Genomic DNA, 12661 nt, shown 5'->3' with positions numbered 1-12661 from the left:
CATTGGGTAAAATAAGCCTAGAGGAAGGTGGAATTACTTTGAAAAGAAATCTGGGCTTTTGGGTTTTAACAGCGCTTGTAGTAGGAAATATGGTAGGATCGGGTATTTTCATGTTGCCACGATCATTAGCAGAAGTAGCTAGTCCATCTGGTGTATTAACAGCCTGGCTGATTACAGGTTTTGGTGTATTGATGACAGCTCTTGTATTCGGAAATTTGAGTTTAAGAAAGCCAGAGTTAAATGGAGGGCCACAAAACTATGCGAAAGCTTTGTTCAAACAAGATTCGCAATCATCACTATTAGCCGGGTACCTTGTAAGCTGGGGATATTGGGTAGCTAATTGGTCAGGTAATGTGGCGATCATCACTACGTTTGCAAGTTATCTTTCTACCTTTTTCCCTGTTATGACGAACGGAACAATTTTATTTACTGTGATGGGTACATCTGTGAAACTAGGAGGAGTCATCACCTTTATTATCTGTTCCATTCTTTTATGGAGCGTTCACTTTTTGATTCTTAACGGCATTGAGGGAGCAGGGAAGGTAAACTTTATTGCTACTTTGGCTAAAGTTTTAGGATTCTTACTATTTATACTAGCATGTCTATTTGCGTTCCAAAGCAGCAATCTCGTCCCTTTTTATGAGCCGATCGAGAGTGAAGGCGGTGTTACTTCTGGTTTTCTATCGCAGATAAATAATGCTGCAATCGCAACATTATGGGCATTTGTAGGAGTAGAATCTGCAGTTGTTTTTGCAACGCGTGCTAAAAAGAAAAGCGATGTAAAAAAAGCGACGATCCTAGGACTTTTAATAGCACTTGCTTTATATCTAAGTATTACATTGCTAGTTATGGGAACACTGCAGCAAGAGGAATTGATCAATTCTCAAAAACCTCTAGTTGATTCGTTAATGGCAGCTATTGGGCCTTCTGGAAGTATGATCATGGCTGCTTTAGGAGTGATCTCATTATTGGGAGCAACTGTAGGTTGGGTTTTACTTTCTGCAGAGGTCCCTTTTCAGGCAGCACAGCAACGAATGTTTATAACAAACTTTTTGAAAGAAAACAAAAAAGGCGCACCCGTTTTCTCTCTTTGGATCACGAACCTATGCACACAGCTTTTCTTGTTTTCTGTGATTTCTCAATCGATGGCATCAGCTTTTGATTTTATGATCTTTATAGCAACATTAGCTTTTCTAGTACCATATTTGTTCGCGTCTCTTTACCAGTTGAAGCTCGTTATGAGAGGAGAGACGTATGAAAAATCAGGAAGAAATCGAACAACAGATGGGATCATTGCAGCAGTAGCTGCCATTTATTCGTTGTGGGTCATCTACGCTGGTACCGCAGATATCAAAACGTTCTTGTTCGGAATCGCTTTACTGGCATCAGGGATCTTATTTTATCCCTTTGTTCCAAAACAAACTGATTCCATCAAAAAACCGGCTGATTAATAGCCGGTTTTTTTATAGCTCTTTGTACAAGATTGTTGCCTTTTAGTTTTTTGATTGAAGTGGAGGATGCGAGACTCCTGTGGGACAGGCCGGCAGGTGAGACACTTATACGGAAACGTACGAATGTGGCTCACCGCCTGCCCCATCTGAAACGGAAATCAATACTTTCAATAGCAACAATGAATCCAAAAACAGCCTTTTATCATCAAGCACCTTTACGAAGGCCGGACCCTGTATTTGCTTTTACTAAAATTTCATTAAACTTATCAACGTCTGATGGTTTAGTAAGCAACGTTCCGATGATAGCGCCTAAGAACCCTAATGGTATGGAAACAATCCCTGGGTTAGCAAGTGGAAAGATGGCTTCCCCCGTAAGAATTGCTGCTCCTTCTACAGGAGACCATACACTTGGCGAGATCATAACCAAAACAAGTGAACTAATGAGTCCTACTAGCATTCCCGTCACGGCTCCTGCTGTATTAAAGCGCTTCCAAAAAATCGTTAAAAGAATGATAGGAAGGTTCGCACTAGCTGCTACAGCAAAGGCGAGAGAGACTAAGAAAGCGACATTTAATTTTTGTGCGAATAATGCCAGTATGATGGAGATGATCGCTACCCCTACTGAAGCCCATTTTGCGGCTTTCATCTGTTCTTTTTCTGTTGCATGACCTTTTCTGATGATATGTGTATAAAAGTCATGAGCAAAAGCAGAAGCAGCTGACAAAACCAAACCAGCTACGACAGCTAGGATAGTAGCGAACGCAACAGCAGAAACAAATGCAAAAAGAAATTCTCCTCCAAGTACTTCTGCTAACAGTGGAGCTGCCATATTTCCAGCTGCATTTGCAGCAACGATCTGATCTTGTCCTACAAAAGCTGCAGCACCAAATCCTAAAAAGATCGTCATGATGTAAAAAGCGCCAATCAACCAAGTCGCGTAAACAACCGATTTTCTAGCAGTAGGAGCATCTTTTACCGTAAAGAAACGGATAAGTATATGAGGAAGTCCGGCAGTCCCTAAGACAAGTGCTAAGTTTAAAGAGATCGTATCAAGCGGATCTTTGAACTTATTACCAGGGTTCAAGAACGATTCGCCTAGTGGGGTGGCGTTTTTAACTTGATTGAACATCTCAGTAAAGCTGAAACCAAATTTTGCGAACACCATGACAGAGATGATAAACGTACCAAGCATCAATAGAATGGCTTTTACGATTTGTACCCATGATGTGGCTGTCATACCACCGAATACCACATAAACAGTCATCAATACGCCTACGATAAGTACCGAATATATGTACTCAATCCCTAATAATAGTTTGATAAGAGCACCAGCACCTACTAATTGAGCGACCATATAGAATGTTGAGATCGCCATCGTATTCAAGGCCGCAACACCACGAACCTTTTTATCATTAAACCTTGCAGCAATCATATCAGCCATCGTATATTTCCCTAGATTACGAAGAGGCTCAGCTACTAAGAACAGCACGACCAGATACGCCACAAGAAAACCGATGCTATAAAAGAAGCCATCAAACCCAGATAATGCGATCGTGCCCGCAATACCGAGGAATGAAGCGGCCGACATATAATCTCCGGCGATTGCAAGACCATTCTGCATCCCGGTCAATCCACCGTCAGCTGTGTAGAAGTCACTAGTTGTTTTTGTTTTCTTTGAAGCAAAATAGGTTATGACTAAAGTAAGAGCAACGATTCCTAGAAACAAAGAAAATGCTGTACCATTCATGAGGAAGCCTCCTTGTCCATATCGGCTATCACTTTTTCAGCGAGTTCGTCAAAGCGCTTGGCCCGTTTTGTATAAATCATACACAGAGCCCACGTCATGATAAACTGAGCGAAAGCAAAGATCCAAGCCCAGGTAATATCGCCGATCGCATTCTGATTCAGTACATTTGTATAAGCAGTTAGGATGGGAAGGCTGAAATAAAACAGTAAAAAAAACACGGTCATTGGAAGGATGAAACGTTTTTTCTCAGCCATTAATTGCTGAAACCGATTCGTTTTAACGATTTCACTGTACCTTGAATGTTCGTAATTTTGCTGTTTTTTTGGTAACAATGCTTTTCCTCCTCTTATTAAAATGAATGAAGTTAGTTCTCCATACCCCCTTTTACTGAATAATCTTTATTTTCTGATAAAATCAATTTCTATTATATACGGAGCAACGTCATGATTCAACGGGAATCGTTCTTGAAGTTAGAAGGATTTAATGGGATGATTTGCGTATTATTAAAAGAGGGCAAAAACAGGAGAGAGGTGTAAACATCATGAGTCTTGTCTTAGTGAAACTTGGAATGTCGGCATTCTTCGGGTTGATTATCGGTATAGAGAGGGAGTTGAAGAACAAACCCGTAGGTCTCAAAACGAGCCTTGTAATCTCCATCAGCAGTTGTTTGCTCACGATTGTTAGCATAGAATCTGCTAGACAATTTTCACTTCTATCTGGCCAAACAGTCATGGACCCTATGCGTTTAGCCGCTCAGATTGTTAGTGGGATTGGTTTTCTTGGAGCTGGTGTTATTTTAAGAAGAAGCAACGATGTCATTTCAGGACTAACAACTGCTGCTATGATATGGGGCGCATCTGGATTAGGAATTGCAGCAGGAGCTGGTTTTTATAAAGAGGCTGCTGCAGGTGCGTTTTTAATTCTTATCAGTGTGGAACTGATTCCTCTAATCATGAAATGGATCGGTCCAAAAGCATTAAGGCAGATTGACATCAAGTTAAAATTAGTCGTCAACCCAGATACGATAATGAGTGATGTTATGAAAGAGATCAATGAACTGAAAGTGAAGATCGTTAATGTTCGAATTAAGGACCTTGAGAATGACTACAAAAAAATGGAGATGGCAGCTTCCATCTACGAAAAAAGGTACACTACAGATCTTTATGATGATGTGAAAAAGATTGATGGTATCCGTAGTGTGGAAATTGAAACACTTGGTTGATCAGAGGATCTTTTAAAAGAATGATGATAAATTAACGTGTGTGGCAGACCCGGTCAGGAGATTCAATGTCGAGTTATAGAGTGAAAAGAACAGTTTCTGCAGGAAGAAGATTACGTTGTATTCTCAAATGATATACATGAAGAAACGATCGTTATGAACCTGAAAGTAAACTGTTTCCTCCTCTTATGGTGAATTGAACAAAGTATATGTTGATAATCATAAAGACGAAGCAATCAGATTCATGGTTAGATAAGACGAGGTACAGCGCATTTGCTGGAACCGAATTGGAGATTAAAGAAAAGGGATACAAGGGCTGCATTTGACAGGAGTTTTTACAGATATATGTGCACTACTTACTGCTGTGGATGCTTACAATAGAGGCTTCACGCTTGTCGTTCACGAAGACGCACTTTTAAAGTTTTTGCGCGTCTGGTCACGAATGGGACTATCCCACTTTAAAGATACACTTAGTGCAAGTGTTGTCAGTAAGAATCATAATTCAGTATAAGAAAAAGGGTGACGAAGCACGTCACCCTTTTTAGTGTCTTATTAAATTTTTATCTTTAGCATTGTTTTTATAATAGTGAACCATTGATCCTACATACTCTTCAAATGTCCGACAAAAGATGCCTGACCCTTCCAAGTCTTTTACGAGTTGTGAAGTATCATATATAGCATCATGAGAAAAATAAGAAAGGGTTTCAAGTGGAACACCAAGCCACTTGGAAATGTATGAAATGGATAAGCAACGTTCAGCTACTTTCCGGTTTAACGTCCAGCTTGGCTTTTTTCCTGATAGCTCTTGGCATAAAAGAGTATATGCTTTTTGTATGGAGGGTGAATCGGGACTAAGCACATGATACGTTTTGGATTCACCTATACGATCGTGCATGAGGAATAGAGAAGCCTCAATAATGAAATCCACTGGAACAAGGTGGATCTTAGAAGATGTTTTTCCTATATAGGGAATTGGGAACATAGCTAGCCGTTTTATAAACTGCATCATAAAATAAGGACCATCAAACTTAAGAGTTTCCCCTGTTTTTGAATCACCCACAATAATACCAGGTCGGATGATTGTAATCGGTAGTTGGTCCATCATATCACGAACAAGCACTTCAGCTTCGTGTTTTGTCTGTTCATAATAGTTACGAAAACGATTAGGCATGCTTATGTCATTCTCCAAGATCAATCCTTTTTCATCCCCAGAAACGTAAGCAGTACTGAAATAACAAAAACGCTTTAGGTTAGGACATTTACTAACAAAAGTTAGGACGTTTTTTGTACCGATCACATTGCAGAGATGTGCAGGTTCATAAGCAATGGTCAGATCATAAAGAGCCGCAAGATGTACAGAATGTGTAACACGTTCATAAAGTTCTACGATCATGTTAGAAGATAGTCCGAGATCTTGTTTTGTAATATCTCCTTCTATCAGAAAAACGTTATCGAGTTGTGGTGCTAATTTTCGTTCAGCTAGTTCACGTTCATGCTTTAGAATTAATAAATAGAACGTAGAAGAAGGGTACTTTTTTTGAAGAGCATCTACAAGCTTTGAAGCTATAAATCCAGGGTAACCGGTAATAAAATAAGTATGGTTCATCCATATACACCTCAGCTCATGGTAAGATAAGTTTATTAGCAGCAGAAAGGACCGTATGACATGAATAAGAAAACAGTAATTATAGCAGGCTCAAGCGGATTAGTAGGAAAAGAAGTTGTGAAGCAATTATTGACAGATCCTATGTGTAAAGAGATCATTCTGCTTGTTAGAAAGTCATCTGATATAAAGCATGAAAAGATAAAAGAAGTTATTTTTGATTTTACAGCAGCTGATTACGAGCTAGAACAAACAGAAGCGGATGTTATGTTCATCTGTATCGGAACGACGATGAATAAAGTAAAATCTAAGAAAGCATTTGAAGAAGTAGACCTACATATTCCAATTAAACTTGGAAGACTTGCTCATACGTTAAATATACAGCATGTTTCTGTAATTTCAGCTATGGGTGCTCATGCAAACTCTACGTTTTTTTACAATCGAGTAAAAGGTAGCATGGAATCTCAGTTGATCTCAATGAGCATTCCAACTTTGACGATTGTTAGACCGTCTTTATTAATAGGGGCTCGGGAAGAGTTTAGGTTGGGAGAAAGATTTGCTGAAAAATTATATAAAGCTCTACCCTTTATATATCCTAATAAATATGAACCTATTGAAGCAAGTTCTGTTGCAAGAGCAATGATAAAAGAAGCTTTCAACGCTCATAACGAAACAGTGAAAATTCTAGAGAACAAGAAGATTCATGAGATAAGCAGAAACATTTTAAAAAGATAGACGGTTTACGTTATAATAACATTGTATGTAAATGAATCGTTTTCAGGAGGAATATATAATATGAATGCTTATGAAGAATATATGAAACAGATGGCTCAGCCGATGAGAGACGAACTAACACGTGCTGGATTTGAAGAATTAAAAACACCAGAAGAAGTGAATTATTTTATGCAAGAAACAGAAGGTACAGCACTAGTTGTTATCAACTCTGTTTGTGGATGTGCTGCTGGTCTTGCTCGTCCAGTCGCTGTTGCATCTATCAATCATACGGTAAAACCTGACCAATTTGTAACGGTTTTCGCTGGCCAAGATAAAGAAGCGACAGCTCAAATGAGAGAGTTTTTTGGAGAGATCCCACCATCTTCACCGTCGATGGCTGTATTAAAGGATGGAAAAGTCGTTCATTTTATTCATCGTCATAACATTGAAAATCATGCACCTGAAGAGATTCTTGAGAATCTTCTCGGAGCATATGATGAGCATTGTTAATTTACTAGGTCTAGTATAAATGGATTTTTGAACATAAGAAAGAGAGAAGCTGATCTGCTTCTCTCTTTCTTTTTTAAAATATGATGACTTAATGAGATGAGGATGAAGATGAAGATGAAGATTCGTCACATTCGTATTCTTCTTCTTCTTTACAATGAAACGCAGTAGCACCGATAATGATCAACAGGATGAATAGAACAACAATAATTAAAAAGCCGCAACCGTGTCCATAGCCACCATAGCCTCCGCCATGATAATCACCATGATGAATCGGCATGTTCGCTACCGGCTTCATGTTCATGTTCATATTGTCACCATAAGGCATATTCATTTTTTTATTTTCCATTTCAGTCCCTCCAAATATTTAAGTCTAGGTCAACGTCACATTACACCATATGACCGAAACACATAAACGGACACGGACAAATGCGGAGTTTTTAGTGAAATCGCCTGTACTTTTTTAGGAGAAGAGCCTATTTTTCGACTTTTATCAGAAAACCATATGAAAAGGGTATGAAGTAAACCTTGTCCATGTAAATCAAAATGGAATAAAAAAAAGAACCGTCCTTTTTTAAAAGAACGATTCCTAGATCCATTTAACTTTTGGCTCAGTTTTCTTAGCGATCCGTACAATGTTTTGTCTATGCCGATAGACTAAAAACAGTGTAAAACCGATCAAGATATACGTAGTCAGCAAATCACCTGCTATGAAGAAGCTTAGTATTACAGAACCAACTCCAGCCATGATGGATGACAGAGAAACGTATTTACTTATGTATAATGTCAAAAAGAAAGTGAACAAGACGAGTACAAACAATAACGGTTGAGCGAATAATAAAACGCCCCCAGAAGTAGCAACTGCTTTGCCACCTTTGAATTTTGCGAACACAGGATAACAATGCCCGATTACAGCAGGTACTCCTGCGATGAGAGGATGAAGGTCAACATCCAGCAATATCGGTAGACTCGCAGCCAGTGTTCCTTTTAAAACATCTGCTGCAGAAACAATAAATCCAGCTTTCTTTCCTAGTGTTCTAAATGTGTTCGTACCGCCTAAGTTACCGCTTCCATGTTCTCTAATGTCTATGCCGTATCCTATTTTTCCAACTAAGAGTGCAAAGGGGATCGAGCCGAGTAAATAAGAAAGTAAAAGAATAATGATGATTTCAAACATATGAACACCCCTTAAATATGAGACTTGCTAATCTTATTATAGGATATAATGTACGGTTTTCCCACAATTACTTTTAAAAACGGCATCCCTTAAGAAAGGGTGCCGCTTTTATTTTTCTCTTTTTTCTTTATGAATGGCATCCACCAATTCCAGTCTCCTAGCAGTTTCATGAGCGAAGGAACGAAGACCATCCTCACGATGGTTGCATCAATAAATATGGCGAGTGCAATCGCTATACCAATCTGTTTCACAGGCATAACATTTGTAAAAGCAAATGATCCTGTGATTACGATCATGATTGCTGCAGCAGATGTAATGATCTTAGATGTGGAAGTTAATCCGAGTAACGTAGCACGATCATTATCGCCTGTCTCTTCATAGATCTCTTGTATTCTAGAGATCAAGAAGACTTCGTAATCCATACTGAGTCCAAAAACGATTCCAAAAGTGAAGACGGGAATCATCAGTCCGATATCAACAGGTTCCATAATGACACCGCTTTGGAAGATCCAAACAAGGATGCCGAATGTAGCGGATAAGCTAAGCATGTTCATAAAGATCGCTTTTATCGGAATAAAAACGGATCGGAATGCGATCATGAGAATGAAGAGTGTCGTAACAAGAACAATAGCTAACCCATAAGGCGCTTTTTCTATGATCTCATCAAAAATCTCCTGATTAAACTTCGTAACTCCACCGATTGTTATGGACAGACCTTCATGTTCTTTTTCCCATTTTTTAACGAACTGTTTCGCGTCATCACCTGTCACATCAACTGATAAATAAGCTTTAATAACTGCAGTATCTTCATTGATAAAAGGTTTCAGAACAGGGGAAAACTGCTGTTTGCCTTGATCGGTCTGCAGAGCTTGAAAGAGCTCTGACCCGTTTAATTGATCTGTGTAAGTGAAAACAGATTCGGTTTTATTTACTTCTTTTTCACTTTGAAGATCTTTTGTTAGTTTTTCAAGAGCTACGAGTGAACCTTCGTCTGTAAGAAATGATTTCTTAGATTCAGCTACTAATGTTACGGGATATAACTCATCTTCGCCGAACGTTTTTTCGAATTTTTCAAACGCAAGTCTTGATTCGTAATCTGGTGGCAGTGCGTCCGCTTCTGGTATGGAAAGTTTCATGTCTTTCACGGGTGTAACAGATAAACCGAGTGCAAGAGCGGCGACTACAGCCATGATGATAGGTCGTTTCATAACAAAAGCAGCAAAGGTATGCCAAACCGATTTACTGTTCTCTTTTGTCTTAAATAATTTTAAAGCGTTCACTCGCTGTCCTAGAACTGCTAACATGGCCGGTAAGAACGTAATAGCATTTAGAACCGAGAGGACGACAACAACCATGCCCCCGATCGCAACGGTTTTAAAAATATCAATATCGATCAACAGCATGCCGGATAGTCCTAAGAACACACATAAACCTGAAAAGGCAATAGAACGGCCAGCCGTTTGTACAGAAATTATAGTAGCCTTTTCGATACCGCGATGAAGCTCTTCACGAAAACGGTTGACTAGTAAAAGAGCAAAGTCTATTCCTAACGCAAGACCGATCATTGGAACAACATTAAGTAAAAAAATGCTCACATTGGTTGTCTGTCCGTAAAAATAGAGAAGGCCAAGTGAACTTGCAACTGAGATCAAACCGACAATGATTGGTAAACCTGCTGCGATTAAACCGCCGAAAGCGAGGAGAAGAATGATTAGAGCCGCAGGTATTCCGATCGCCTCTGCTCTAGCGAGATCATGTTGGCTTGCAGTATTCATATCTTCAGCAATTACGGGTCCACCTGTTAAAGAAACAGAGATATCTTTGTCTTCTGGCAACCGATCTCTTATTTGATCAATAGACGTTTTAAGGTCTCCAAAACTTTTATCAAACTGAACAGAAGCAAAAGAAACGTTCTCTTTAATCGTTTTGTCAGGAACATCATAAGGACTTTGAATAGCAACAACGTCTTGGACGCCGTCCATTTTCTTGATCGCGCTCAATACAAAAGCCTTATACTCAGGATCTTCAGGAGCATATTTTTTAGAATCAAAGACAAGCATCACTGAGGATTTTGGCTGATCAAACTTATCCTGAAGAATATTTTCTACTTTTGCGAAAGATCCATCCATTTCAAACCCGCTGCCGCTTAAGATCGAAGGAAGTTTAACAGCATAAAAGCCTAAGAGAATGGTAGTTAGAACCCAAAATGTTATAATAAGCTTACGAAAACGGTATGTAATATTTCCTAAGGTTTGAAACGATAAACCCTTTTTCATTATTGGAGCCTCCTCATACTTCTATCTTCCCATATTTTAGGTTTGTTCCATGAGATATGCAAATGATACGTGATTCTACTTGCAGGTTTATAGGAGACAAAGGATTAATAGGAATCGTACATAATAAAACAGACAGGTGAAAACAATGATCATTACGACAGCTGGTAAAAATGCAACACGATTAAAAAACAAAGCGCAAGAAGTTGCCGTCTCGATTGACGGGATGTTTGTGGATAGAGATGGCCACTCTATCTCTTCAATCATTAGTAAATATAATGACCATGTTCTTATGATCGGAGTGGACAAAATCTCGTATCATCCAAAAGACGACAGCACACCGTTCTTTTTTCATCCGAATTCTTCTATGTTTCGCGTTAAACAGATTCTTCGAGGAGAGAAAGATGCTTTTATAGAAGCGTCGCTGCTCAAAGAGGGAATGAAAATCTTAGATTGCACGTTGGGACTAGCATCTGATGCGATCGTTGCTAGTTTGGTAACGGGTAGAAGAGGGGCTGTAGTTGGAGTTGAGAGCAGTAGAGCCATTTCATTTGTCGTGAAGAGCGGTCTTCAAGTGTGGGAGTCCAACTCTAAAGAAATGAATGATGCGATGAGAAGAATTGATGTGGTACATGAAAATCATTATGATTTTCTAAAAAAACAGCACGACAACAGTTTTGATGTGGTCTATTTTGATCCGATGTTTGAATCCACAATCTCATCTCCTGGGATACAGGGATTAAAGAGCAGCGCGGATTACGGAGTGCTTACCGACACAATCATTAAAGAAGCAAAAAGAGTAGCGTCCGAACGAGTCGTGATGAAAGATAATAAAAGCAGTACGAAGTTTAACGACTTGGGATTTTCTGTGATTAAACGAAATGCTAGTTTTTTATATGGTGTGATTGAATGATAAAAGATACGAAAAATCCGGATGAGGTGGAGTATGATTGATCTTAGAAGTGATACGTTAACACAACCTACTAAAGAAATGAGAGACGCTATCTACACGGCTGCAGTTGGTGATGATGTTTATGGAGAAGATCCAACAATAAATAAGCTTGAGAAGCTTGCCGCTGAGATCACTGGAAAAGAAGCTGCTTTGTTTGTAACAAGCGGAACACAAGGAAATCAATTGGCGGTGCTTGCTCAATGTTCACCCGGAGATGAGATCATCGTTGAATCAGAGTCTCATATATTCTTCTATGAAGGAGCAGCTATCTCTGCATTAGCAGGTGTCCAGCCAAGAGTTATAAGAGGTGTTCGAGGAGAGATGGATCCTGCTTTAGTTAAACAAGCGATTCGTTCTGATGATATCCATTTTCCAGATACATCGCTGATTTGTCTCGAGAATACACATAACCGTTCAGGTGGATCTGTTGTTTCGTTAGATAACATGAAAAGCATATATGATGTGGCTAGAGATGCAGGTATTCCTGTTCACATCGATGGGGCGAGACTTTTTAATTCGGTTGTTGCAACGAACAAGAAGGTGAAGGATTTTACCCAATATTGTGATTCCGTTCAGTTCTGCTTATCTAAAGGATTAGGGTCACCAGTAGGTTCTATTCTGGCAGGAGAACGGAGATTTATCGATAAAGCCCGTAAGTGGAGAAAACGTCTAGGCGGGGGAATGAGACAAGCTGGTTTCTTAGCGGCTAGTGGAATCATTTCATTAACAAAAATGGTCGACCGATTAGCTGAAGATCATGATAAAGCACGAAAGTTAGCAGGTGCCATCGAAAATATGAACGGACTTGCATTAGTGAATAGACCTGATACTAATATAGTAATCGTCAATATTGAAAAAACAAAACAGAGAAATGAAGAGTTTTTAGAAAGACTAAAACAAGAGGGAGTTCTTGCCGTATCGTTCGGTGAAGGTCAGATCCGGTTAACAACGCATTATGATGTTAGTGATGCAGATATCGATCATGCAATCTCTGCATTAAAAGTAGTAGTAGGGTAAT

At 39.2% G+C, this 12661-nt stretch carries 12 protein-coding genes and 1 pseudogene; 7 read left to right on the top strand and 6 right to left on the bottom strand.

All coding sequences use genetic code 11. The features are described 5' to 3' along the window. Window positions 1-32 precede the first annotated feature (32 nt). Window positions 33-1451: an amino acid permease gene (locus tag IHV11_RS08375; RefSeq protein ID WP_197194956.1), complete on the top strand. Its 1419-nt coding sequence runs from the start codon at window positions 33-35 to the stop codon at window positions 1449-1451. A 205-nt stretch (window positions 1452-1656) separates the two neighbouring features. On the opposite strand, the gene IHV11_RS08370 is transcribed toward IHV11_RS08375, so the two are convergent. After that, complete coding sequence (locus IHV11_RS08370) at window positions 1657-3198, bottom strand: solute symporter family protein (RefSeq protein WP_197127870.1); 1542 nt, start codon at window positions 3196-3198, stop codon at window positions 1657-1659. Further along, a complete protein-coding gene (locus IHV11_RS08365; RefSeq protein ID WP_197194354.1) occupies window positions 3195-3530 on the bottom strand; it encodes a DUF485 domain-containing protein in 336 nt (111 codons plus the stop codon). The genes IHV11_RS08370 and IHV11_RS08365 overlap by 4 nt, the downstream gene beginning before the upstream one ends. A 209-nt stretch (window positions 3531-3739) precedes the next feature. Between IHV11_RS08365 and IHV11_RS08360 the strand changes: the two genes are divergently transcribed. Together IHV11_RS08360 and IHV11_RS21195 are read left to right on the top strand one after the other, a co-directional pair. Then, a complete protein-coding gene (locus IHV11_RS08360; protein WP_197127872.1) occupies window positions 3740-4420 on the top strand; it encodes an MgtC/SapB family protein in 681 nt (226 codons plus the stop codon). A 319-nt stretch (window positions 4421-4739) separates the two neighbouring features. Then, entirely contained in the window at window positions 4740-4928 is a 189-nt protein-coding gene (locus IHV11_RS21195; RefSeq protein ID WP_231620209.1) for an isochorismatase family protein, read from the top strand. Window positions 4929-4958: 30 nt separating this feature from the next. Here the strand turns inward: IHV11_RS21195 and IHV11_RS08350 are convergent, their stop codons facing one another. Then, entirely contained in the window at window positions 4959-6023 is a 1065-nt protein-coding gene (locus tag IHV11_RS08350) for an SDR family oxidoreductase (RefSeq protein WP_197194353.1), read from the bottom strand. A 60-nt stretch (window positions 6024-6083) separates the two neighbouring features. On the opposite strand from IHV11_RS08350, the gene IHV11_RS08345 reads away from it, so the two are divergent. Then, complete coding sequence (locus IHV11_RS08345; RefSeq protein ID WP_197194352.1) at window positions 6084-6755, top strand: NAD(P)H-binding protein; 672 nt, start codon at window positions 6084-6086, stop codon at window positions 6753-6755. A gap of 60 nt (window positions 6756-6815) precedes the next feature. After that, entirely contained in the window at window positions 6816-7244 is a 429-nt protein-coding gene (locus tag IHV11_RS08340; RefSeq protein ID WP_197127875.1) for a BrxA/BrxB family bacilliredoxin, read from the top strand. Between the two features lie 163 nt (window positions 7245-7407). Here IHV11_RS08340 and IHV11_RS08335 read toward each other — a convergent pair. The 3 genes and pseudogenes from IHV11_RS08335 to IHV11_RS08325 all read right to left on the bottom strand — a co-directional run. Beyond that, a pseudogene (locus IHV11_RS08335) lies at window positions 7408-7521 on the bottom strand (YjcZ family sporulation protein); the annotation flags it as partial. Between the two features lie 309 nt (window positions 7522-7830). Further along, the gene (plsY, locus tag IHV11_RS08330; protein ID WP_197194351.1) at window positions 7831-8418 is read right to left on the bottom strand and encodes a glycerol-3-phosphate 1-O-acyltransferase PlsY; all 588 of its coding nucleotides are present in this window, start codon (window positions 8416-8418) and stop codon (window positions 7831-7833) included. Window positions 8419-8507: 89 nt separating this feature from the next. Beyond that, window positions 8508-10694 carry an MMPL family transporter gene (locus IHV11_RS08325; protein ID WP_197194350.1) on the bottom strand — a complete coding sequence of 729 codons (2187 nt, stop codon included), beginning with the start codon at window positions 10692-10694 and terminating at the stop codon, window positions 8508-8510. A gap of 145 nt (window positions 10695-10839) precedes the next feature. Between IHV11_RS08325 and IHV11_RS08320 the strand changes: the two genes are divergently transcribed. Continuing rightward, on the top strand, window positions 10840-11604 hold the full coding sequence (locus IHV11_RS08320; RefSeq protein WP_197194349.1) for a class I SAM-dependent methyltransferase: 765 nt from the start codon (window positions 10840-10842) through the stop codon (window positions 11602-11604). A 33-nt stretch (window positions 11605-11637) separates the two neighbouring features. Continuing rightward, entirely contained in the window at window positions 11638-12660 is a 1023-nt protein-coding gene (gene ltaE, locus IHV11_RS08315) for a low-specificity L-threonine aldolase (protein WP_197194348.1), read from the top strand. Window position 12661: the final 1 nt, after the last annotated feature.

Source organism: Fictibacillus sp. 26RED30 (assembly GCF_015903845.1).
In the GTDB taxonomy this organism is placed as follows: domain Bacteria; phylum Bacillota; class Bacilli; order Bacillales; family Fictibacillaceae; genus Fictibacillus; species Fictibacillus phosphorivorans.
Note: the sequence above shows the minus strand (reverse complement) of the source record. Positions and strands in the feature narration are given on the sequence as shown.